Origin of the sequence: Campylobacter sp. LR264d (genome assembly GCF_008633895.1) — a bacterium.
Lineage (GTDB): Bacteria > Campylobacterota > Campylobacteria > Campylobacterales > Campylobacteraceae > Campylobacter_D.
The window spans coordinates 1-23851 of sequence record NZ_VJNT01000005.1; the positions used below are offsets into that span (position 1 = coordinate 1).

General features: G+C 27.5%; 29 protein-coding genes. 7 read left to right on the forward strand and 22 right to left on the reverse strand.

The genetic code is table 11. From position 1 onward, the window contains the following. The 3 genes from FMM56_RS08610 to FMM56_RS00930 form a co-directional block, all read left to right on the forward strand. Positions 1-464, forward strand: a 464-nt coding sequence (locus FMM56_RS08610; RefSeq protein WP_190317915.1) for a hypothetical protein, incomplete at its 5' end; no start/stop codon positions are given. A gap of 124 nt (positions 465-588) precedes the next feature. Continuing rightward, the gene (locus FMM56_RS00925; protein ID WP_150207473.1) at positions 589-1194 is read left to right on the forward strand and encodes a hypothetical protein; all 606 of its coding nucleotides are present in this window, start codon (positions 589-591) and stop codon (positions 1192-1194) included. Next, positions 1194-2792, forward strand: a complete 1599-nt coding sequence (locus tag FMM56_RS00930; protein WP_150207475.1) for a hypothetical protein — start codon at positions 1194-1196, stop codon at positions 2790-2792. Before FMM56_RS00925 ends, FMM56_RS00930 begins: the two co-directional genes overlap by 1 nt. Positions 2793-3063: 271 nt before the next feature. Here FMM56_RS00930 and FMM56_RS00935 read toward each other — a convergent pair whose 3' ends face one another. From FMM56_RS00935 to FMM56_RS00975, 9 genes are all read right to left on the reverse strand, one after another. Next, positions 3064-4632, reverse strand: a complete 1569-nt coding sequence (locus FMM56_RS00935; protein ID WP_150207477.1) for a terminase large subunit domain-containing protein — start codon at positions 4630-4632, stop codon at positions 3064-3066. 3 nt (positions 4633-4635) lie between these two features. Further along, on the reverse strand, positions 4636-5238 hold the full coding sequence (locus FMM56_RS00940; protein ID WP_150207479.1) for a hypothetical protein: 603 nt from the start codon (positions 5236-5238) through the stop codon (positions 4636-4638). Next, positions 5235-6362, reverse strand: coding sequence for a hypothetical protein (locus tag FMM56_RS00945; RefSeq protein WP_150207482.1), 1128 nt, complete (start codon positions 6360-6362; stop codon positions 5235-5237). Before FMM56_RS00945 ends, FMM56_RS00940 begins: the two co-directional genes overlap by 4 nt. Further along, on the reverse strand, positions 6362-7261 hold the full coding sequence (locus FMM56_RS00950) for a hypothetical protein (protein WP_150207484.1): 900 nt from the start codon (positions 7259-7261) through the stop codon (positions 6362-6364). The genes FMM56_RS00945 and FMM56_RS00950 overlap by 1 nt, the downstream gene beginning before the upstream one ends. A 12-nt stretch (positions 7262-7273) precedes the next feature. Beyond that, a complete protein-coding gene (locus FMM56_RS00955) occupies positions 7274-7636 on the reverse strand; it encodes a hypothetical protein (protein WP_150207487.1) in 363 nt (120 codons plus the stop codon). Positions 7637-7646: 10 nt separating this feature from the next. Further along, positions 7647-8834, reverse strand: a complete 1188-nt coding sequence (locus FMM56_RS00960; protein WP_150207489.1) for a DUF4043 family protein — start codon at positions 8832-8834, stop codon at positions 7647-7649. Positions 8835-8848: 14 nt separating this feature from the next. Next, positions 8849-9403 carry a hypothetical protein gene (locus FMM56_RS00965; RefSeq protein ID WP_150207491.1) on the reverse strand — a complete coding sequence of 185 codons (555 nt, stop codon included), beginning with the start codon at positions 9401-9403 and terminating at the stop codon, positions 8849-8851. A 69-nt stretch (positions 9404-9472) separates the two neighbouring features. Next, positions 9473-10276, reverse strand: a complete 804-nt coding sequence (locus tag FMM56_RS00970) for a hypothetical protein (protein WP_150207493.1) — start codon at positions 10274-10276, stop codon at positions 9473-9475. Positions 10277-10278: 2 nt separating this feature from the next. Next, complete coding sequence (locus FMM56_RS00975) at positions 10279-10521, reverse strand: hypothetical protein (RefSeq protein ID WP_150207496.1); 243 nt, start codon at positions 10519-10521, stop codon at positions 10279-10281. A gap of 120 nt (positions 10522-10641) precedes the next feature. Between FMM56_RS00975 and FMM56_RS00980 the strand changes: the two genes are divergently transcribed. From FMM56_RS00980 to FMM56_RS00995, 4 genes are read left to right on the forward strand one after another with little or no spacing between them, the layout of a single operon-like run. Continuing rightward, positions 10642-12324, forward strand: a complete 1683-nt coding sequence (locus tag FMM56_RS00980) for a portal protein (protein ID WP_150207498.1) — start codon at positions 10642-10644, stop codon at positions 12322-12324. Continuing rightward, positions 12321-12779: a hypothetical protein gene (locus FMM56_RS00985; RefSeq protein ID WP_150207500.1), complete on the forward strand. Its 459-nt coding sequence runs from the start codon at positions 12321-12323 to the stop codon at positions 12777-12779. The genes FMM56_RS00980 and FMM56_RS00985 overlap by 4 nt, the downstream gene beginning before the upstream one ends. Position 12780: 1 nt before the next feature. Further along, positions 12781-13194 (forward strand): hypothetical protein, encoded by a 414-nt coding sequence (locus tag FMM56_RS00990; protein WP_150207502.1) that lies wholly within the window; start codon positions 12781-12783, stop codon positions 13192-13194. Then, the gene (locus tag FMM56_RS00995; protein WP_150207504.1) at positions 13181-13681 is read left to right on the forward strand and encodes a hypothetical protein; all 501 of its coding nucleotides are present in this window, start codon (positions 13181-13183) and stop codon (positions 13679-13681) included. The genes FMM56_RS00990 and FMM56_RS00995 overlap by 14 nt, the downstream gene beginning before the upstream one ends. Here the strand turns inward: FMM56_RS00995 and dnaG are convergent. The 13 genes from dnaG to rpoD form a co-directional block, all read right to left on the reverse strand. Continuing rightward, positions 13665-15233: a DNA primase gene (dnaG, locus tag FMM56_RS01000; RefSeq protein WP_150207506.1), complete on the reverse strand. Its 1569-nt coding sequence runs from the start codon at positions 15231-15233 to the stop codon at positions 13665-13667. The genes FMM56_RS00995 and dnaG overlap by 17 nt on opposite strands. Further along, positions 15233-15568 carry a hypothetical protein gene (locus FMM56_RS01005; RefSeq protein ID WP_150207508.1) on the reverse strand — a complete coding sequence of 112 codons (336 nt, stop codon included), beginning with the start codon at positions 15566-15568 and terminating at the stop codon, positions 15233-15235. The genes dnaG and FMM56_RS01005 overlap by 1 nt, the downstream gene beginning before the upstream one ends. Before the next feature lie 9 nt (positions 15569-15577). Next, on the reverse strand, positions 15578-16774 hold the full coding sequence (locus tag FMM56_RS01010; protein ID WP_150207510.1) for an RAD55 family ATPase: 1197 nt from the start codon (positions 16772-16774) through the stop codon (positions 15578-15580). Next, a complete protein-coding gene (locus FMM56_RS01015) occupies positions 16771-17130 on the reverse strand; it encodes a hypothetical protein (RefSeq protein ID WP_150141450.1) in 360 nt (119 codons plus the stop codon). Before FMM56_RS01015 ends, FMM56_RS01010 begins: the two co-directional genes overlap by 4 nt. Positions 17131-17255: 125 nt before the next feature. Beyond that, positions 17256-17489 (reverse strand): ribbon-helix-helix domain-containing protein, encoded by a 234-nt coding sequence (locus FMM56_RS01020; RefSeq protein WP_190318999.1) that lies wholly within the window; start codon positions 17487-17489, stop codon positions 17256-17258. A gap of 60 nt (positions 17490-17549) precedes the next feature. Further along, positions 17550-18038 (reverse strand): DUF3310 domain-containing protein, encoded by a 489-nt coding sequence (locus FMM56_RS01025; protein WP_150207514.1) that lies wholly within the window; start codon positions 18036-18038, stop codon positions 17550-17552. A 12-nt stretch (positions 18039-18050) separates the two neighbouring features. Further along, the gene (locus FMM56_RS01030; RefSeq protein WP_150207516.1) at positions 18051-18455 is read right to left on the reverse strand and encodes a hypothetical protein; all 405 of its coding nucleotides are present in this window, start codon (positions 18453-18455) and stop codon (positions 18051-18053) included. A gap of 16 nt (positions 18456-18471) precedes the next feature. Then, positions 18472-18912 (reverse strand): hypothetical protein, encoded by a 441-nt coding sequence (locus FMM56_RS01035; RefSeq protein ID WP_150207519.1) that lies wholly within the window; start codon positions 18910-18912, stop codon positions 18472-18474. An 11-nt stretch (positions 18913-18923) separates the two neighbouring features. After that, a complete protein-coding gene (locus FMM56_RS01040; protein ID WP_150207521.1) occupies positions 18924-19877 on the reverse strand; it encodes a helix-turn-helix domain-containing protein in 954 nt (317 codons plus the stop codon). Further along, a complete protein-coding gene (locus FMM56_RS09115; RefSeq protein ID WP_263312596.1) occupies positions 19874-19996 on the reverse strand; it encodes a hypothetical protein in 123 nt (40 codons plus the stop codon). The genes FMM56_RS01040 and FMM56_RS09115 overlap by 4 nt, the downstream gene beginning before the upstream one ends. Further along, the gene (locus FMM56_RS01045; protein WP_190319000.1) at positions 19974-20138 is read right to left on the reverse strand and encodes a hypothetical protein; all 165 of its coding nucleotides are present in this window, start codon (positions 20136-20138) and stop codon (positions 19974-19976) included. The genes FMM56_RS09115 and FMM56_RS01045 overlap by 23 nt, the downstream gene beginning before the upstream one ends. Before the next feature lie 103 nt (positions 20139-20241). Beyond that, the gene (locus FMM56_RS01050; protein ID WP_150207523.1) at positions 20242-21414 is read right to left on the reverse strand and encodes a tyrosine-type recombinase/integrase; all 1173 of its coding nucleotides are present in this window, start codon (positions 21412-21414) and stop codon (positions 20242-20244) included. A gap of 518 nt (positions 21415-21932) precedes the next feature. Next, complete coding sequence (rpoD, locus tag FMM56_RS01055) at positions 21933-23810, reverse strand: RNA polymerase sigma factor RpoD (RefSeq protein WP_150141465.1); 1878 nt, start codon at positions 23808-23810, stop codon at positions 21933-21935. Positions 23811-23851 lie beyond the last annotated feature (41 nt).

Consider the following 23851-nt stretch of genomic DNA (forward strand, 5'->3'; position numbering starts at 1 on the left):
AAATTGAAAAAGAAAATTTAAAAGATAAAGGCTATAAAGAACAAAAAATAAACTTAAATACAAAAAACGAACAAAGCTTATATATTTTAAGAAAAGAATTAAAAGAAAGTTTAATGTCTTTAAAAAATAAACTTATAACAAATAAAAATAATAATTTAAAGGCCTTAATTACAAATAGTACAATAGGAAAAATAAGCAGTACAAAGGCTATAGAAAAAAGTTTAAAAAATGGTTTTAGTGAGATAGAACATTTTAGAACAGGAAAACATTTGAAAGAACTTTTTGAAAATGCTATTTTAATAAGTGAAAATAAAGACAAAAATATAAATATTTTTAGATTTAATAGTAATTTTATTATAAACGATAAAAATGCAAATGCTCTTTTAACTTTAAAACAAATAATAGACAAGGATAAAAATGTTATTTATAGTTTAGAGTTGGAAAATTTAACGTCCAGCTTATAACAAGTCCACGCCCAAGCCAAACTAGACAATGCTATTCCCACCAAGTTAATAAATGTGGTTTATTAACGCTTATTGAAAAGCATCTAAAGTGATTTTAACAATAAAAATATGAAAAGGAGTTTAAATGGCTATACAAAATAAAGCTGAAATTAGAATATATTATGAGAGTAATAGAAAAAGTGCAAAGGAGGTCGCTAAATATTTTAATATAAGTTATAGAACCTTAATGTATTGGGTAAAAAATGAAAAATGGGAAAAAGGCAAGGCTTTAAAGGCAATCGAACCGGAAGTTATTAATAATGATTTATTAAAAAAAGAATTAATAAGCGTTTTAGATAATGAAAGCATAAAAATCAAACAAAAAATTAAAGAAAATTTAGGCGAGGTTTGTAATGAGGTTGATGAAACAATTCTTAATAATTTACTCGATGCAAGTACGGATAAAATCTTAATAGAGGCCATGTCGGTTAATTTTATTCATAAAAATATAGCCTTAAGTGCTATTTTAGCTAAGGACGAGTTAATGCGTATAATAAGACTAAAAGGAGATAATAAATACGATCTAGCTGTTATTGCAGGTGCTGAAAGGGTGGCTAAGATATTTTTAGATTTACAAACGGCAATTTATGGCAAGGACGCAGTTAATCTAAGTGCCTTAAATGCTAAAAATAATAACTTAGAAAATTTAAGCGATGCTGAGTTATTAGCCCTTTTAAATAAGGCTGATTAATGGCCTTTTGGAATAAATGGAAGAAAAAGAGAAGAAGGTATTATGATGAAAAATTAAGGCAATATTTAGAAATAAGTGAAAAATATGGCCTTGGTTTAACGCTTGAAGAAAGAAAAGGACCGGCTTGGTCTTATGCGGATAAAAAGGCAAAAAGCGAAAAAAAATGGTATGAAAGCTTTTTTGGAGGTAATTTTGTAGTAAATCTTATAAGCTTGGTTGTGGTTGTAGTTATAAGCGTTGTTTTTACCCCTGCTTCAGGAATGGCTTGGTATACATGGGCTGGTTATGTTGTAGGCGTTGCGGGTATGACAGCGACCTGGGCTATAAGTATATATATGCAAGGCCAACAACATGTCTTAGCCTTTTTAGCAGTAAAAGCGGCCATGATAAGTGATAAAACAGCAAGTCTTCAAAATCTAAAAGATGCTAAATACGCAAAGGATCAAATAACGCATTTTTTAATATATTGTCCTTATGAGATCTTTGCAAATGGGAGTATTTATCTATCAAATGCAGGTGGCAGTGAAACTTATTCGCCTAATATTAGCTACGATACAAACAAAGGCATTTTAGGGCAATATACTAGGAATAGTTTAGATGAAAAATTAATGAACAGAGGTCAGGTTAATGATGCAGGAAATATTAATTTTTATTCTAATCTTATGCAACTTGATATACCTTTAACGAGTTTTGACCTACCTTTAAGCGCAAGACAAGATACCCTAGAAGAAAGGATAAAAAGGGCTAGTGAAAGAATAGCAGCAGGCTTTAATGAATTAATTGCCCTATATTTTAATATAAATAATACAGCAGAACAAGTTTATAAAAGAATTTTTAAAGAGCAGGTTGAAATTTATTATCCTAAAATGATACAAAATGATTTTTTAGATAAAATGAAGGCTTATTCAAGAGGACAGAGAATGGATTTTGATTTTTTACATTTAAATGATTTTAAGGGCAAAGAACAAAGCGAAGAAGAGCTCGCCGCCTTACAAGAAAAACTTAAAACAAATGGCTATGAAACCTTACAAAATGGCGATTATACAGCAGAGGAAAAGGCTTGGTATTATATAGATTCAATTATGGAAATTCTAAACGCCTTTATATATTATTATCCAACCTTTAAGCAGATTGATTTAGAAAAAACAACGACAACTAAGGATTATACAAATATAGCAAAGCTTAAAAATGAGGTATATTTTTTAAATGAAAGTGATAATAAGCTATATTTTAGCGAAATTGAGATTAAAAAAGATGAAGAAGGCGAGGAGATTAAATTTACTGAGATTAATATTAAAGAGGTTTTTGAGGTGTTAGATTTTGAAAATGAAGAGCTAGATATAAGCTCGGTTGATTATATAGACTTTTATGAAAATTATTTTTTAAAACATTTAGGTGGCTTATATAGTGATTTAGATTTAGAAAAATGTGGGCTTTTGATTGAGTTTGAAAATATTATTTTAGGCATAGTTGATATAAGCGAAGAAAAAAGGGAGCTTTTCTTTACCCCTTTGCCAAAAAGTAGTGATTTAGATAATTTTGATTTTTCTATTTTAGATGAGCTACAAGATAATATAGAAGAATTAGAAGATATTTAAAAAAATTATAAAATGATTAAAAATTATTTAGTAAAAGACAAATAATTATAAATTTAAGCGAAGGTTATTGATTATTTTAAAACAATGGCTGAAAATAAAAAAGTGACTTATTAATTTTTAATTAATATTTTTTTTAAATGAATGTGTTAATAACTTAATATTGTTATTATAAAGGTTAAATTTGCCTTTATTTTTAAAAATAAGTTTAATTAAGGGATTTATACCTTTTTTTAATCTTTAAGGATTTTAAGGGCGATTTTGTGCATTTAAATTATATTCTCCACGCTGAGTTAAAAGTTTGTCTGTGCCTTGGATTTTTTTGAGTAAAAAAGCTTTCATTTATAAAAGGTGGTCTTACTTCTTCATTAGCAATCGCAGAGGCAATTGTGTCTATACAATCATCTCTTCTAAATGGCTTTTCTGGATTAAAGGCTAGTAATTCTTTTTTAATTTGATTTAAGCCACTTGCTGTATTTAAAAAAACTAAATTACCCAAATTATAATAAGGCCTTATGGCCTTAATCTTTTCTACCTTTGAGATTTTACGACTAGCATTATATAATTTAATCTCATTTATAATAATTTCTTTTTTTTCTTTTTTTAGTTTTTCATTAATCCTTATAATCTCTTTTAAAAGTAATCTATATAAGGTTATGCCTCCTCCTTCACTTTCTATAAAAAGCGTTGCCTTGGGATATTTTAATAATAAGCTTATAATTTTTTCAATGGTTTGCTCTTCACTAAAAATACCATATAAACAATCCTTAATCACAAATCTTTCTAAATCGCCCTTTTTCTCTACACCTATACAAGTAATTGCACGATTATCAGCACTTGTTTTTAAAGACATGGCATTGTCTACGAATATATAATCGTTACAAGGCCCTAACTCATAAGGAGGTATTATTTTAAAATTTATCTCTTCAAAATAACCCGCCTCGCTAACTTGCACTTCTTGTTGGTATTGCGTTGAAAACTCATCCTCGCCCATTTGTTTTTTTAAATCATTTAATTCTTGTAAATTATGCCTTTTTTCAAATAATGGCTCATTTGCCTTTCTTATTTTTTTAAAATCTAAAATTTGATAAATCTCTTCTTTTTTGTTTAAGGCTTCAAGCTTGATAATTTTCCAGGTATCAATTACGCTTTTTTCAAAATATTTTTCATTTTGTAAAAATCCGCATAAATCATCATCGCTAAGCCTTTGCATTAAAATAGTTATATTTGAAAAATTATCTTGTAAACGGCTTAAAACACTTTCTTTAAAATTATTATTTACGCTATCTCTTGCTGATTTGCTCGATATTTCGCTAACCTTAATCGGATCATCAATAAATATACTATTTGCATGAAAACCTGTAAGGGCTGATTTTAAGGTGGTTACAAAAAGCCCTCCACCTTCTTTTAAAATAAATTCACTTGAGTTATCTTGTAAAAAAATAGGCTTTTCTTTAAATACACTTTGCCAGAAGCTAGATTTAATTAAATCTCTTATTTGATTTGATATTTTTCTACATAACTCATCACTATAAGATATATATATAATTTTTCGCGACCTATCTTGTCCTAAGGCCCAGGCAATAAAGCTCCTAGCAATTGTTTCAGTTTTACCATAAGATGGTGGCATATTAATTATAAGCCTAGTGAATGGCTTTAAGCCTTGTTTAAAGGCAAAATCCTTTAAAGTTAAGCTTAAAATTTTAGCTAAATAATCAAAATGCCAATTATCTAAAAAATCAGCCTTATTATATCTTTGCCATTTTAATACTAAAAAGGTCTTAAAATCTCTTCTTGCATATTCTCTTAAAATTAGTTCTTTTTGTATTAATTGCTTATTCATTTTTTAAATTTTTGTATAAGGTGTTGTTATTAAGCTTTCACCATTTCTTAAATTTGCTGTTAAGCCCCTACAAAAATCGCATTCCTTTTCGTATAATTTTGTATATAATGAGGCCTTATTTAAATTATTATTACTTGTTTCAATTTGCAAAACATCACTTAAAACGCCATATATTAAGGCATTTTTAAAGCTATCATCAATTATTAGTTCACTTTCTTCATTAATCAAGCTTTGTTTAGGTATGTAAAAAAGCTCTAAAAGTCCTTGGCTAAAAGGCATAATTTTATAAATATTATGCTTAATTTGCGTTAAAACTCTTATATTATCTTTTCTTTTTAGGGCCGTGCTTAAAGGTAGTAATTTAATATTTATATTATTAAACTTAGCCGCGATTATTTTTAGTGGTTCAAATTTTAGTTGTAAAAAATCTATTTTTTCGCTTAAATTTTGTTTTTGAGATATTATATTAAGGTCAAAACTCATTAAAAGCTTATTTTGCCATAAAGACAAGGTTTCGATTAAAAAAGAATTTGAAAATCTAAGATTCTTAAAATCTTCATCTCTTAACCTTAATCTAAGTTGCAATAAAAGATCATTAACTATCACGCATTTTTTCCAAAGGCATTTTTAAAAGCGTCGCTTTGTTCTTTTGTTTTTTGTTGTTTATTTTCATTTTGCCATTTATTACCTAAATGCTTAAAATACTTACTAAAACTTGATTCAGTAGCTATTTGTAAAGGCTCACTGCTTATATAATTATTTTGTGCGTATTTATCATAATAATTTAAACTAGCTTTATTTTCTTCCATCTTTTCTTTCCTTGGTGTAAATTTTTCAATTTTTTGTGTTGTGTTTTCTTGGCTTTGATTTTTACCTGTAATTAGATTAATAAAGGTTTGATAATCTGTCTTATTTTTGTCATTATTTTCAAAATATTCTATTCCTTTTAAAAGATTTTCATATTTTTGTAAGTACCTATCATCTACATTTATACCTAAATCAAGGGCCTTACTTATCTCATTTCCTAGCTTTGCTGATTGGACCTTAATGCTGCCTATGTATTTTCCTAATAAGTCTTTTTTATTACTATAACCTGCACCAACGATATTTCTTGCATTTTCTACGTCTAAATTCGAGGTCTTACCTCCTGTTTTAGCTGCGTTTGCGTGTGCGTATATTACGCCATCATTTAAAACTTTAAATTCTTGCTCTTTATCATCCAAGGACCATAAGCCTCCCGTTTTATCATTTAGCATTCTGTTAAATCCTGCAAGGGCTCCTGTGTTTTCTTGGCTTTTTTCAATTGCCTTTGTGGTTATATCAATACCATTTGAAAGCTCGGTTAAACTATTATTAATAGCATTTTGGTTTGTAGTTTTTAAATTTGCATTTACCTTGGCTTTTAAATTAATATTATTAAAATCCACTCCTAGATACTTCCTTGCTATATAAGCATCCATAGCTGTAAGATTATCATTTGCTATTTTTTGATCTAGGTATTTAATGCCTGTTTGCTTATAATCATTGCTAAAATTTTCTTCTTCATTTAAATTCTGATTTTTTAAAAAATCCTTTTTTTCTTGTATATTATTTAAAAGGCTTTTTTGTGCATTTAAATCAGAGTTTAATGGTTGGTTTATAACTTCGCCTTGATTATTATTTTCTTGCGTTTTTTCGCTGTTTTCTTGACTTTGTTCGGGTAGTTTAATTAAATAATTTTGTAAATCCATTATTGTACCTCGTAAGTTTTGTTAATAATGTTATTATTTTTAATATCGTTTGCTCTTTTTTGTGCTAGATTTAAATCATTAATATAATTTAAATTCTTGCTTAGCATTGCTAATTCGCTTTGTAAATTCATAGCCTCTAAGTGCAAGGAGGCTTCAAATCGTTTATTAATAATTTCATGCAAGGCTAAACTTTCATCAAAGACCTTTTTTGCATCTTCTTTTAAGGCTTTAATAATAAAATCCTTTAAAATCTTATAGCTTAGTTTATCATTAATCACTGCCCTTAAATTAGCCTTGATATAATTTTTAAAATCATTGTTTTTTAAAATTTGAGTTTTTAAAAATGAAAAATCAATATTTTTAAATAAATTCTCGCCATTTTCTTTTAAATAATCCTTTGTTAAATTTTGAAACTCTTTAGAGCTATCTATATTTAAAAGTAATTGGGTTAATTCTTGCTTAAAATCATTTAAAGAATTTTCTAAATCCTTGCTTTTTTCATCTTTTAAGGCATTAAAATCGCTTAAATCTAAGTTTTTTAAAAATTCTTTTAAAAGTGATGTTTTATTATTGTTTAAAAAATTTTCAAAAAGCTTTAAAAAATTTTCTTTTAAGCTCTCATCATCCTTAAAGCCTTTTAAAATGTTTTCTAAATTGTCATTAAAAAGGCTTATTAAGGTGTTTTGAAGTTCATTATTTAAAGAGTTTTGTTCGTTACTTAAAAGGGTTTGATTTTGCTTAATAATTTCGTTTAAAAAACTGTCTTTTTCATTTTCAAACGCTGATTTAAAAACTAAGTTTAAGGCCTCTTCGCTTATCTTATTTTGTAAGTCGTTTAAAAGTGCATCTAAGGTATTTTGCTTATTTTCAAAATCATTTAATTTATTTAACAAAATCATTTTTAATCCTTTTTAATATTCAGCTAAAATTTCACTCGGTAAAAAGTAGTGAAGTCTAAATATAAGCTTACCTTGGGTTGCATTCGTGCTTAATGTATAATTAATTAAGCTTTCTTTTGTGCTTGTAGTTACCACGCTTGAGGCGTGATTGCCTAAAACATCAATTATAAGGTCGTTTGCAAAAAATTCAGCACTATCATTAAGACCTAAATCAATTTTAAGACCTGCATCGCCCGCCTCTGCTACTTCTACATTTAATGCTAAAATTTCAGCCCCGCTTGGAATAATAAAAATATCCCCACTTACCTCCGCCTCGCTTAAATCAAGTTCTACCCTAGCTAAATAGCTAATATTTTTTACTCTTTGAGTTGCCATTTTTTCTCCTTTATTCCATACTCGAGGCTATACCTATAACTGCGAAATCGCTATCATTATAAGCGGTTGTATAGCCTTCGCTGTCTTTAAATTTAGCTTTTGCAATAGCTAAAACTCTATCGACACCAACAATTGTCTTGCGTCCTAAATCTTGTTTGTCATCTATATAAAAAGTAGGTGTATCAGCCCCCGCCATAATAACAGCACTTGCCCCTATTAAAAAGCCTATTGATACAGGTTGGCTTTTTGCATAGCTCGAAGGTGGTGTTATTTGAGTAACATTGCGAGAATCTATATTTTTATTAAAATCAGAATCACTTATAGTTGAGTTTGCAAGGCCTGTGCTAAGTTTCGACCACACCCCCATATCTATAACAGGACAATCATCAATAACACCTGCAATTCCACTAAATAGATTATTTTTATCGCCCCTTAATCCTACCTTTTGTGCGTTAATCCATTCTGGATCTCTTTGAAGTTGTTGTATTTGATAAGAATCAAGCAAGATTATATAGCTATAATGAGTTACTTGAATACCTCCATAAGTGTGTAAATTTGATTTTACGGGCTTAATAGGAAAGGCTTCTTTATTTTTGTAATTTTTTCCAACCCTTGCCATTAAAATAGCTTGTTTAATGGTTTTCATAGTTAATACATCACCTTCAACAATAGCCTGGGTCGCTTCTTGTGTTGTTTTTGCTTTGCTACTATCCTTAATGCCATTTGTAGCATCGGCTACCACTACATTACTTAAATCATTAATCAAACTTGCAAAAATGCTTTTATCTCTTTTATCACTTATCCATTTTGTAAGTCCTATAGTGCTTTGTTTGATAAAATCTACTTGCTTAATTTTTTGATGGTAACTTATCTCACTTCTCATAGAATTACCGACAATTTTTGGATATACAGCTTGACTTAAAATTGCTAGTTGGTCTAGATTTGTATCAAAATCAGCATTCCCTACAACTCCATCGCCTGTTAATTGTGCTTGAAGACGTGGTTGATAAACGCCTGGTTCTTCCACCTTATAGGTTCTTATGCCTCTATCTTCGCCTCTTCCTATAAAAGGCTCAAGCTTGCTTCCCTCCCAAGAGGCATTTTCAATAACCTTAGCTATTTCGTGCCTAACTGCAACGCCAATTTCAGGATCGTTCCAATTTTCAATATTAATTTTGTTTAATGCATTTAATGGCATTTTTTACTCCTTTTTTATAATCTTTGTGTTGGCAAGTCATTATCTTGCATACTTCTTTGTGTAGTATCACTCGGTACGCCACTTAGTTTTTTTGGTAAAGGTTCATTTATCACCTCTTCTTTATTTGCTCTTTTATATAGCTCATAAAGTGCCTCAAAGAATTGCTCAGGCGGTAAGCTTTCAATTTGTGTCTTTACCTTAGCCCCTAATTCTTCAATAAAAAACCGCATTAGGTCATTTATATCAACATCAGGGTGGCTTTGTAAAAAATTTTGTGCTGCTGCTTGTATATTTGAAAGGGATTTTTTTTCGCTTATTTTACCTTCTAGCTCTTTGCTTCTAGCTAGTTTTGGATTAATATTTTCTTCTAGAAAAATATTTTGATTTTGTAAAATTTGCATATAAAAGGCTTCTTTATTTTCAAAAAATAACTCTTCTAGCTCAGATGTGGTATTTTTTGCCATATAAGAAGCAAAGTCTTTTTCAATTGACGCCCCTGCTTGTTCTAACTCCTTTTGCAAGGCGGCGAGTTCAAGCTGTTCTTCTCTGTCATCAAACTCATTTAACATTAACACTCCTTTTTAAAATTTAGCTTATTTTAAAAAAATACCCTTTTTAAAAAAAGGGTTAAAAGCTTTTTAATGTAATTTTTCAAGCCTTGCGTCGATTATTTTTAAATATATTTCATCTTTTTTAACTTCATTTTGTAAATTTTCACATTCAAACCTGATTTTTATTTCTCCTAAATCATCGCTCTTATATAATAAAGTCCTTGTATATATAGGTTTATCCTCATCATCATTAATAATAAAGCGGCAAGTTGTGTTCTCATATATTGTAAATCCCATAATTTTAATAAACTCACCTCTTAAAAGTTCAAGTTTTGGACTAAAAATAAATACTTCCTTGCCTCCATCACCTATATTAATAAGTTCAAATATCTCATTTTTAAATTTTTTTAGCGGTTCATCATAGCCCTCGAGTTTATTTGTATTAATACCACTTATTGTTTTAACCACGTTTGAAGAGTGTGAGGCGATTGCATCTGATTCACTTGCATTACCTACAACATTTAAAAAGCCCACATAGGAATTAGCCTTATTAATGGCCGCATTATCACTAACACTTCTTACCATTGATTCAGCTTGAATAAGGCTTTTTAAAGTTTCAGCTTGTGCGTTTCTGTTTGCACTTTTAGCATTTAAAAGACCAATTTCAAGCTCTTGCCTTGTTTTTTCTTCCATAAGGCTTAATTCTCTATCTTTCATTTCTAATTCTTCTAAATTTAAAGCACCTTGCATGGCAGTTTTAGCAAAATCGCCAAGAATAGTTGCTAAACTTTCATCACTGAAAGAAGAGTTTTTAATAAATTTAAAAAATTCACTATCAAAAAAAGTTTTTTGAATTTGGTTAAGATTTTGTATAAAGCGGGTTGCATTCATTTTTAAAAGCCTAAATCATTAATATTAACTTCGCTAAAAAGGGCTTTTTTAAAAGCATAATAATCAGCCCTTTCATCATCATTTAATAAAATTATCTCATTTGTCTTAATAGTAGTTTTTATGCCTTTATCATCAATTATAATAAAATCTTTTTTACCTATATATTTAAAAGCCCTTAAATTAATGAGCTTAAAGCTTTCTTGCTTAGATTGTGTTATATTTTCAGTTTCATTTAAGTTAAACATTTTAACTCCTTTTTTTATAAAATTTTACTTTTTTAAAAAAGCTTTTTAAAGGGTTAAAAGCTTTTAACCCTTTAATTAAAATTGTTTTAAAATTAAAATTAAAGAAAAAAAGGTTATAAATTGAAAAGCTTAGAAGAATTAAAAGAAATATACGACATAGATTTAAAAGCAAATTCAAGCTCAGTTTTAGAATATTTAGAAAGTAAAAAATATTATCATGGCCATCAATTAAGCGAAGATACCTTAGCGATTTTAAATAGTCGTGGCCAACCTCCTATAATTGAAAATATTTTTAAAATGATAGTTAATAAAATTTTAGGATATAAAGCACAAAACATACAAGAATTAAAAGTACTAGGACGTCAAGAAGAAGATAAGGTCTTGGCTGATTTATTAAACGATTTACTTAAAATATTTAGTGAAAGTGAAGAATATGAAAAAGAAATTCTAAAAAGAGATAAGGACCTTATTTTTGGAATGGCAGTGTGTGAACTTTGGATTGAACAAGATGAGGACAAGGATTATCATTTATCAATTAAAAATATTCCAAGTGATTGTTTTTTGATTGACAGATATAGCGTAGAAAAGGACGCAAAGGACGCAAGACGTTTTCATAAAACTACCAATTTAAGTAAAAAGGTAGCTAAAAAGCTTTTCGGTAATAAAGCACTTATAACTAACCATCAAAATTACGACGATCGCGTTTTTGTTATAGAAACTTATATTCTAGAAAATCATAATGGAAAAGAAGTTTTTTCTAGATATTGTTGGCATGAAGAAGGTGGCATATATTTATATGAAAAAATGCCTTTTAAAAATGGTTGTCACCCTTTTATAATTCAAAAATTTAATATAGATGAGAAATTAAAATGGTACGGGCTTTTTAGGGATATTAAGCCATTGCAAGATTATATAAATTTTGCTGAAAATAGAATGGCTAACATGATGGGCTCTTTAAAGGCATTTTATGAAGAAGATGCTGTTATAAATGTGAATGAATTTATAGAAAGTGCGAGTTTGGATAATTCATTCACCAAGGTTAGATCCAATGCTTTAAAGGAAAAAAAAATAGAATTTGTCCAACACCACGCAGATATTCAAGCACTTTCTCAAAAGGCAAACGAGAAAAGAAATTTAGCTAAAATTTTAAGCGGCCTTAATGATGAGGCTTTAGGAATGGCGATTAATAGACAAAGTGGCATAGCAATAGCACAAAGAAGAGACGCTGGGCTTATGGGAATGCAAGATTTTTTAAAGGCTAGTGATTTAATGGATAAAAACATTTTTAAAAAAGCACTTGATTATATAACTCATTATTTTACAAAAGAACAAGTATTTAAAATTGTCGATGAAAAGATAGGCGAAAGATATTTTAAAATTAATACAAACGAAAATAATAAGATTAAAATAGGCAAATTTGATTTAATATTTAAAACTCAACTTAAAACTCAAGGTAGGGAAGAAAGATTTGCTCACTGGTCTGAAATGCTTAAAACCTTGGCTGGTATAAGGCCTGATTTAGTAGCTGATATACTTCCATTAATGCTTAAAGATACAGATTCGCCAATCGTAGCTGATTTAGAAGAATTACTAGCTATAAAAGAAGAAAATAATCAAAAAGCAATGGAAGCAAACGCTCCATTAATGCAAATGCAACAAGAATTAAGCATAGAACAGCTAAAAGCCTCTATTTTAGAAACAAAGGCTAAGGCTATGAAATATCAAGCCCAAGGTAATTTAGCTTTAAATTTGGCTAATGAAGAAGAACCAACTCAAACTAAGAAAGGACAAGATTTAAGATGATTAATCTAGGTGTAAGTGGATATAGCACATTAGGTGGTGGTACAATTAGTAGCGTGGATTTAGGTAATAATTTAGGAAGTTTAGGAAGCACTTCTTCTTTTTCAAATTTAACTCCTGTAACTTCTTCGCTAACAAGTACAGGTACAACTTCAGCAAGTAGCGCAGCGGGTAATTTAGGAAGTAGTGCAGCAAATAGTACGCTTTTTGGAATGGATACAGCAGCCGTCGGGGCAGCAGGGAGCGCTTTAACAGGTGCGGCCAACTTATATAGCGCCTTTTCTACACATTCGGCAAATAAGGCGGCCTTAAAAGAACAACGAAAAATGAACGATTTATTAGCTAAACAATATGAAATCGAAAATCAAAGATATGACGAATTAAACGAAGAAAGAAAAAAGGCAAATGCTACAATAAGCGCGGCAGCTAGCGATTATAGTGTCACTACAAGGGATTAAAATGCGTATTTTAAATTATAGTGGACAAGATTGCCTTATATTTTTTAAAGATAAATACGAAAATACCATTTTTAAACAGGTTTTAAAAAATGGCGAAAATGAGTTAAAAATTTGCAAATTTGGCGAGTTTTATGAGAATTTAGAAAAAAAGCGTTTTTATATTTATGCAGGCGAAGGAAATTTAGAATATATGGACAGCTTAAAGGCTTATGATTTTTATAATTTAAATGTTTTTTTGCTTGATGAAGTTTTAAATAAAATTAATATTAAAGTGCCTAAAAATGATAAAAAATTAATAAATGATTTTTTAGAAGTTTATGAGATAAATGGAAATAAGGGGTATTTATATATAAATCCGCCTTTTTTTGAAAAAAAAGAACAAGAATTATTAAGGAGTGAAAATGGCAAGGCCTAGTATTAATGCAGGAAGTGGTATATTAAGTCAATTAGCAGCAAATGTAGAAAGTACAAATAAAAATAGATTATTAGGGATCGCTTCTGTTAATCAATATTTACAAAATACAGCAAATTCAATTAAGGATTTTCAAACAACGCTTATTAATGAGAAAGAATTTAAAGAAAGGCAAAGACAATTTAACGAGCAAACTGATTTAAGCAAGAAAAATCAAGAATTAGCCGAAAAAAATCAAGCCTTAAACGAAAAAAGACAAGATTTTGAAGAACAAAAATTTAAAGATTATACCTTACCTAGCTTAGAATTACAAAAAACACAAGTTAAGGCAAGTAATGCGAACACTTATGCCAATGCGGCTTTAACAAATTTTCAAAGAAAACAAGCTGTTAAAGAGATGGATTTTTTAGAAAAAATGCAAATGCCTTTAAAAAATAATGGAGAAGAAAATAATATAAGAGTGGCAACTTTGCCTACGACAAGGCAATGATTTTTTGTTTTAAAAGTAAAATTTGATTAAAGTCTTTATTTAATTTTGCCTTTTCTAAGTCTTTATTTAAATTTTGTTTTATAAGTGCTTTGATTGCGTTTTTTAATTCTTCTTCGCTTAAAAGTGGCATTTCTTCTTTAAATAATATTGCCTTTGCTTTATCACTTAAAGAACCTTGCAAAAATAAATTATAATCTTCTTTAAGCTCATTAAAATCACTTTCATTTAAATAAGATTTAACTAAATATAGGCTTTTTTCATCGCTTAAAGCCTTTTTAAAAATTAAACTTTCAAGCTTAAAATTATTGTTGCTTATTAATTTTTGTTTAATATATAAATTATCTTTTTTAATATTACTTACTTTACTTATAATGCTTAATAATTCATCTTTTAAATAAAAATTGTCTATTTTATTAACACTATTTTTAAGGGCATTTATAAAATTACCTTTTGCCTTTGTATCTTTAATATTTAATAACCTAGTTTTTATATAAAATTCAAAAGCATTCTCCTTTTTAAAATTTGGGCTTAATCCATATTGTAAAATATCGCCTATATCCTTACAATTTTCATTAACTAACCTTAAAACACTTGTATTAAAAAGCCTATTTTTAAATAATAATTCGCAAGTTTTTAAAGTAGCTTTAAGGCCTGCTTCATCTTCATCAAAACAAAGGCTTATTTTTGCGTTTGGATTAGTTTTTAAAAGCAGGGCTAAGTGGTTTTCATTAAAGGCTGTGCCTAAACTTGCAACGCTAGAAAAATTAAATTTACTTAAGGCTATTGCATCAAAAAAGCCCTCTACAATAATAACCTCATTTGATTTTAAAAACTCTGTCCTTATATTAACTAAATTATAAAGCAAAAAAGATTTTTTAAAAATAAAGCTTTCTTTTGAATTTAGATATTTTGGGCTATTTTTAAAATTAAAATAATCATGTATTCTACTTGAAAAACCTACAACCTTATAAGATTTATCTCTTATAGCAAAGCTTATTCTATTTGAAAAAGGACAATAAAGCCCTCTTTGTGTTTGATTAATAACACCAAGTTCAAGAGCTATTTTTAAATTATTTTTACAAAAATTAATTATATCTTCATTAAGGCCAGCAAAGCCTATATCAAATTTGGTAAAATCACCTTCATTAAGCCCTCTTTTAAAAAGATAATTTATTATTTTTTTATCTGTTAAATTTGCTTTAAAATACTCATTTAAAGCATTTAAAAAGGCTAGTGCATTTTGTCTTTTTTCATAAATAGCATTTTGTGTTTTTTCAATGTTTAAATTTAAAATATTAGCTATTTCTTCAACAGCCTCGCTAAAATTTAGCCTTTTATATTCCATAATAAATTTTATTGCATCCCCTCCATTACCACAGCCAAAACAATGATATATATTTTTATTTGGTGAAACTACAAAAGAGGGCGTTTTTTCACTATGAAAAGGACAGCATGTTTTATAATTCACGCCTTCTTTATGTAAGGGTAAAAAATGGCTTATTAAATCAACAATATTAATATTTGCCTTAATATTATCTAGATTTGCAATCATTAAAAAGACCTTATATAAAGTTTAAAATCTATTGTGATTTTTTCCATTATAATATTTTTTTTAGATTTTTTTAAAAGATTTTTTTTATAAAAAAAGCTTTCTAATTTTAAAAAATATTCTAAGTCCTTTTTATTAAAGCCTATTAATTTAAAACTCACATTAAAGCCATTACAAGCCTTTTTAAAATTAATATCCTTAAAAGCCTTTAAATAAGATATTTTAAAGCCATTTTTATAAGTAAAATCATAACAAAGGCTAAAAAAGTTTTTAAAAACTATATAATCGTACTTGCTGACCTTTGCCTTATCATACCAAGAATAAAAAATATTTTGCATTCAACTCCTTTAAAATGGTCCTTTTAATTCGTTTTCTACTTCTTTAAACTCCACATAGTTTTCTATTTTTTGCCTATTATCAATAGCATAAAATCTTAATTCTTCTTTGTTAAAATAAACTTCTTCTGTAAAATGCTTTCCTGTTTGTTTATTTTTTTTCAAAATTATAAGCCTTTTTTTCTCATCAAAAACATTATTTTTTTGTAATAAATCATCTTTGCTAACCGGCAACAATTCGATCCTTATTATAATGTTTGCTTCGTGCCCTCCTTTTTTACTACCTAAGGGATTATCCTTATCGCCTTTTGAGTTTTGAATAATAAAAAAAATAGTAATTTCTAAACTATGACAAAGCTTTGCAAGTGTTGAAAATTTCCTTGACTCACTTTCTTCAATAGTTAAATTTATATTATCACTTGTAACCCTCATCTGAGAATCAATTAAAAAAAACTTAACGCCTTTTTTATATAAGTGCTTTATATTGCGTACGACATCTTCAAGATCGTATCCATCATTAACAATAAAAAAATTATCAGGATTTAAAAAGCGAGAATTACTATCCCTTCTTTTTAAATAATCATCAATTGTAAATTCAAAAGAAAAAAAACAAACTTTATTACCCGTTTTAGACAAATTTTCTAAAATTTGGAGGCAAAGCATAGTTTTACCTGCTTCTGGATCACCTCCTATTAAAACAAGCTTTGCAAGTTCAATCCCTCCATTAAAGCAAGAATCTAAAAAGCTTATTTTTGTCGGGTATTTTTGTAATAAAGGTTTATTTTTATATTCATTATGCCACTGTGTTAAGGTTTTAAGCTCATTTTCATTAATTTCTAATTCTTTACTTAAAATAAAAAGGTCTAAAACTTCATTATTTTTAGCCGCCATCATTAATTTGCTTGCTATTTTTTCTTGGTTTTGTAATTGATATTTTTTAAGCATTAATGGGGCTAATTTTAGTGCATTTGGTAAAGGCAAGGCCGCTAAAAATTCAGCATAAAACTCGCTTTGCTTATAATTATCACTTATTTTAGTATTTAAGCTTTGTTCATTTAAAACGCTCTTTTCTTTTAATTCTAAAATCTCTTTTAAAATACTTTGTGCCTCTGGTAAAAATACCTTAAAAGGTACCTTTTCTAAAAAATCATCAATTATATTTGGATAAGCTACAAAACTGCTTAATATTTGTGCTTGTAAATTTCTCATAAACTTTCCTTATACCAATCAGGCATGCGTTTCATCATTTTTTTATAAAAAAAGCTTTCAAGTAAGGATTTTTCATTATATAAAGTGCCTTTATAATTTTTAATGCTTGTTTTTTTAGCCATTTTAGAAGCCTCATTTTTAATAATAAAATCCATATAAATGCAAATTTCTTTTAAAGAAAAAAAGCCATTTTTACAAATATTTAATTCATCAAAGCTAGATAAATTTAAGGCCAATTCATCAAAGAGCCTTTCATCAAAACAATTAATTAACTCTTCTACCTTTTCCATGCTAAAAGAATCAAAATAAGCCTTTTGCGTAGTAAAAATGAAGTCTTTAAACTCGGTCCTTGTCATTACTTTTCCTTAAATGCTCAAAAAATAAATTTGTTTTTGCAAAAGCTAAAATGCCTTTTTTAATACAAAGTGTTAAAAAGGCATTTTTAGAAATATGCATTTTTTTTGAAAGCTTTAAAATGCGTTTATGTGTGGCTTTGTGAAACATAAATTTTTTTCTTTTTTTTATAAAATTTTTTTGATCTTTTCCAAGCTTTTGCATCTTCTCCCTTTGTAAAAAAATAAATCATTCTTTCTACGATAATACTCCTACTTTGTACCTCCAATCTTGCTATTTCATCAAGGATATAAAGCAAATTTTCATCTAAATAAAAAGAGGTACTTTGCACCTTAGTATTTAATTTTCTTTTATAATGCATTAAAGAAAAACTCCTAAAAATAAGACAAAAATAAAACATAAAATAAAAATTAATAGTAATTCACTTATTTTCATTTTCTATCCTTTGGCTTTCAATTTTAATAAAATTGTCGAATTTTTGCGTAAAATCATCAAGGCTTTTAATATTTTCCCTATCTTTAACGCTATTAAAAAATAATTCTATAAATTCAGCGACTATCCTTGCTAAATAGGCGTTTTTTATCTCAATTTTATCAACATAAATGCGTACTTCATCAAGTTTTTTAAAGGACTCTAAAATTTTAAAATTTTGCGTTTTAATTAAAAAACTTGCCTTTTCATAGCTTGTTTTAAAATGTATTGTTTTTAAATTTTCATTTAAGGCATTTAAATAATATTTTGCTTTTAAAAGGTCATTTGTTTTATTTTTAAACTCATAACGCATAATATATTTTAAAAAGTTAAATGCGTAAATCCCTTGCATAAACTCATTATTAAAAAGCAATTTAATTAAATCTATACATTCAAAGCCGTACGCTAAATAATGACTTGGTTTATTAATTTCTTCCATAATTCACTCCTTCTAAGCATTCTCAAGCTGTAAGGGCTTATCTAAATTAATAAATAAAGAAAAGCCCACGCAATTAAACTTCTTGTTGTCATGCCACACTCTTTTATAAGAATTTAAAAGTAATTCTTTTTTTAAAAAAAAGCTTTCTAAGGCTTGAAAATAATTAAGGTCATCATTATCCTCGCCTAAAATTAAAAAGTCCATTTTAAAGCCATTTTCTGTATTAAAATGAGTGAATTCAAAGTCCTTAAAGGTCATTAAATAATAAGGATTAAAGCCTTTTTTTGTAGTAAATTCAAAACATAAATTATAAAAATCTTTTAAAGCCTTAATATCTTCTTCGCCAAGTCCTTTAAATCCCATCAGCTTAAGCTTTTCATCATTTTTAAGCCATTCTTTAATAATTTCTTTTTGCATTTTAAATCCTTTAAAATTAAAATAATACTTCTAATCTTTTGCAAGCTTCAAAATTAATAATATTTTTTTCTAATTTTGATTTAATGCAAAGATAAGGATTAAAGCCATTTTGGTATATATATAAAATTATTTCACTACATAGGCTAAAACAAGATAATTTAATTTTTTTCTCATCAATAATTTGTATTAAAGAAGCTAAGGCGTGTAAAAAAAGGTCCTTTTCATTTGTGTTTATTTGTTGATTAACCTTTGAAACATCAATAACCTCATTTGTTTCTAAAAAAAGCAATAAAAATAAATCACTTAAAATTGTTATTTTCTGGTGTTTATCTTCTGCTTTAACAAAATAAAGTACCATTTCTAAAAAATCCTTAGTAAAGGCCTTAAAATTACTCTCCTTTATTCTTTCTTGCGAGTTTACAAGTGTTTTTAAATTATTAAATTCAATCTTTGTCATTTTTTTTCCTTTTAAATAAGTGTAAAAAAGCGTCCATCATGTTTAACGCTTTTGCCATTAATTTTAAAATTAATATTATTTCTGTCCTTAATACTAAAATCAGGATTTATTTTATAAATTTCTTTTAAAATTTCCTTATGTAAGGCGAGTGGGCTTTTATTGTTTTGTTTAACTCCTTTAAATAAAGCTTTATCCTCAAAAAGTCCTAAATAACCCCTCTCTATGCTTTTATTAATAATTTTTTCCAAATCATAACCTCCTATTTTAAGTTTAAAGATCTTGTCATTAATAGCCTTAATTGTGCTTTTTGTAAGTTTTCCCCTCTCTTTACGATACGCTATAAAAGCATTATAGGCTTTTAATTCATTGTCGTTAAGACCTTTAATTTCAAGCTCCTCATTTTTAATTGTTTTTGGCTTTTTAGTTAAAATGGAGTTAAGGTTGAAAAGTAAAATTTTATCAAATCCGCGAAGAGCGTACAATTTTTCTTTCTTTAGATTCTCTTTATTATTAGTGCTCAAATTATCCGTTAACGGTAATTTTGTTAAACGGCTAGGATTATTATTTTCTGGACTTTCATCCTTATTAAGCTCGTTTTCTTCGCTATATTTTTTTAATTCTTTAAATTCTATTTTTTCTAACTCATCTTGGATAATATTTTTAAGGTCTTTTTGATTATTGATTTTAATAGAATATATAAACTCATCGACAAATTTTCCTTCATTATCTTTAAGTTGTATTTTTTCTAAAATCTCATTAGCTACCAATTCTTTAATATACTTATTGCAAGTGTTATAACTTATGTTAAGTTCTTTTGCAATATAATTAAGCTTTACTTTCCAATTTTTAGGCAAAGAAAGTAAATAAATAGCGACCATTCTTGCCATTGCACTAAGTTCATTATTTTTAATAATCTCATTTGGGATAATGCTAAAATTATCCTCATATTTTTCTTTAAATATCATTTTTTACTCCTTTTTTTATCCTTAATATTTAAAATATCTTGTTTAATTTTTAGCTTGTATTTTTTAGCTAATAACTCGCTTATTTTTTGCATTAACTCATTTTTGTTTTTTTTCATCATTTTTTAACCTTTCATAAAAAATTTTTTTATCCTCAATATCAATTAAAAGCTTTTCTTCGCTTATTAATTCTTTTAAACAAGGATTTAAAATAAATTGTTTAAAATAAAAGCTTAATTCATTTTCAAGCTTTTTTTTATTCAAGCGTTTTTTTTCATTAAACTGCTTTAAAACAATTTTTTTAAACTTTGCGCTGCTTAGATAATATTTCAAAATTATTCTCCTTTCCACAAAATTGACATAAGGTTTAATTTTGTCCTATTGTTTTTTGATTTAAAAAAAAAGTTTTTTCATTATTAAGATCCTTTAAAAAGGTTGCTCTTGGTTTATTAGAATTAATAATAAACTTTGCATAAATTTCATAAGTTATATTAAGATTTTTATGCCCTAACATTTTAGCGATCCATAAATGCTCCTCGCCTTGCTGTAACATTATAGAGGCGAAGCTATGCCTAGTATTATATAGGTGCCTTTGTTCTAAATTTAGTTTTTGTAAAAGTTCTTTAAATTTTAAGCGATAATAATCATATTTTTGCGTAAAAATAAGGCTATCCTTGTTTTTATCTTTTATAACTTCTTGTAAAATTTTCTTTATAGGTCCTATCATATCAATTTCCCTTAATGAGTGTTGTGTTTTTGGAGTTGTAAAAGTATTATTAGCTAAAATTAAGGTTCTTTGTATTTTGATTTTTTCATTTATAAAATCTAAATCACTTACTTTTAATCCTAAAATCTCACCTGTTCTAGCACCTGTAAAAAAAGCAATTTGTAGATAAATTTTAAGCTCATTTTCTTCACAGCTACTAAGTAATATTTTTACTTCATCAAGGCTAAAAGGCTTAGCCTCATTATCAACTAATTCAACACCGCTCATTTTTACACGCACATAAGGATTATTAAATAAAATCTCTTCATCACACGCGAAATTTAAAAGATTTTTTAGCCTTTTAAGATGAGCTTGAAAGGTTTTTTTATTATTTGTTTTATTTAATGCAAAATTATGAAAATTAATAATCTTTTCTTTGTCAATTTTTCTAAAATCACTTATTTTCTCTTTGCTACAAAAATCAAGCATTAAGTTACAAAAACTTTTATAACTAATTTTTGTATTTAATTTTAAATATTGTTTGCTTTGTAAAAATCTATCTACCACATTTACGACCGAAAATTTGGGCTCATTTTTATTTTTAATATTTTTGTTTTTAAAATGGTTAATATAGCTTAAAATGTTCTTTTTTACATAAGCTAGATTATCATCATTAAAAATTTTTTTAGTAGAAAAGCGTACACGCGACCCATTTAAAGTCGTATCCACATATATTAATTTACCTTTTTTAAAAAGGCTAAATCTTGGCAAAGTTTCATCACACGGACTTATATTTTTATCGCTTTGAAACTTTTCATTTTTAAAAATTTGCATCTTATATCCTTTGTTTAAAATTGTATTTTAAAAAAAGAGTATATTTTGGCATTTTTAAAAGAATATTTTTAATTGTTATGTTTTAGCTATTTAGCTTAGATTTTATAGCCATTAAAAAGGCTATTTTTTTAAAGTTTTTATTATAAGGCTTATTTTAATGAAGTATATTACACACTAAAAAAAGGTAATTTTACTTCATTAAAATAAGCCTTATAATTACTATTTTTAAGCTTATTTTATATAACTGGCACTTTTTAATAACCACTTGGGCTTTTACCCCCTCATAAATTATAAAAAAATCCAAGTTGTATAGGACTTTAAATCTATTTTATTGCAATGGCACTAAAAATTACTACTAAAAAAAATTAAAAAATTGACTCAAGTATAGAATAACAGAATATCAAGACGAGATTGGGTTTATAGTTAAAAAATATTGTAAAGATTGTAAATAATGTAAAATTGATAATTTTATTATAAAGAAAAGTAAAACATCCACTCGCTTTAACGAGTAGGTGATTTTACTTCCAACCTTCAATGTAGTTTTTAAGTTTTCGACCAACTTTAGGGTGTTTTAATTTTTTAATGGCTGAACTTTCAATCTGTCTAACCCTTTCTCTGGTTACATTTAATTCCTTGCCTATTTCTTCTAGGGTCCTATCGCTTTCATCATCCATAAGTCCAAAACGCATACGAATTACAGCTTTTTCTCTTTCGTTTAATTGGTCTAGCACTTCATCGATTTGTTCTTTTAAATCATCTTTTAAGATATGGTCAATCGGAGAAAGAGAAGACCTATCTTCTACAAAATCCCCAAATTTGCCATCATCTTCATTACCTATAGGGGCTTCTAGTGAGATAGGTTCTTTTGTGATTTTAATCACTTGTTTAACCTTATCAACGCTTAGATTTACTTCTTTTGCAATGATATTTACGTCTGGTTCTTTACCATTTTTTTGAATGTATTCTCTAATGATTTTATTTATTTGATTAATAGTTTCTATCATATGAATAGGAATACGAATGGTTCTTGCTTGGTCTGCAATGGCCCTTGAAATAGCTTGTCTAATCCACCAAGTAGCATAGGTTGAAAACTTATATCCTCTTTTATACTCAAATTTATCAACAGCTTTCATTAAGCCAATATTTCCTTCTTGAATAAGGTCTAAAAATGGCAAACCACGATTTGTATAACGTTTAGCAATGCTTACAACAAGCCTTAAATTTGACTTTGCCATTCTTGCTTTGGCTTCATCTGAAATTTTCTTACCTCTTTTTATTTGTTCTAAAATTTCTTTTAACTTATCCTTATCTAAATCAAAGCTATTTTCACTAGCTTCTTTTGTTTCAATAAGATTTTTAATCTGCATATAAGTACTAACCATAGTAGTTTCTAAGGCCTTTTCAGCAATCTCTTCCTTGCTTAATTTTGTAATATTTTTCATAATCTCTTTATGTCTTTTTTTAAGTTCATCGGAAAACATAGGTAAGCGGTGTTCTAAGCTTTTAAGTTCTTTATCAAAATCAGGCTCACTTTTTAAAGAAATTTCTAAGGATTTTACAATCTCAGTAATTAATTTTGAAGTAGGACCAAGGTCCATTAATTTTTCTTTTAAAATATTTTTCTTAAAAGCAATGCTAAGCTTATTTAAAAGATCATCATCGCTTAATTTATCATTTGAAATTTTCATCCAATCCTTTTTAGCCTTTTCTAAAGCCTTAAATTTTTCAATAACCTTTAAGGTCCTTTCATCTTCTTTTTTTGTACTTTTCTTACTTTTTTCATTTTCTTCGTTTTCTAATTCTTCTTCATTTTCATCCATTGAATCCATATCATCATCTATTTTATCATCGTTTTTATCATCTTCATCATCAAAACTTTTAAAAAGTTCCTTTACTCTTCTTTCCCTTTTAATCAAGGGTTCTTTATATTTTAAAATCATATCAATCAAATAAGGCACCGAACAAAAGGCATCTATTATAATATCTTCTCCAAGTTCTATTTTTTTAGAAATTTCAATCTCTTCATCTTTGTTTAACAAAGTAATTTGTCCCATTTCACGCAAATACATACGAACAGGAGAATCGGAACGACTCCATTCTAAAAGCTCATTTTCATTTGTTAAATCAAACTCGCTTTCAAGGCTTGTATCTTGCAATTTTTGCTTTTCTTCTTCTAATTTTTTAGCATCGGCTACATTTTGAATTTGTGCAATTTCAGCAGATGAGTATAAGCTAACCTTATGTTTAGTAGCTAGCAAGCGAACCTTTTTAGTTATAGTAATATTAGGTTGTTTGTTAAGATATTTAACTAATTTTTCATAGGTAAGATAATCTTTTGCATTTTCTTTAAATAAGGCCTCTAAATCTGTTTCTTGTGATTTTGTCTTTGTACTCATATCCTATCCTTTGCTATTTAAAATGGGCGAGAATTCTACTA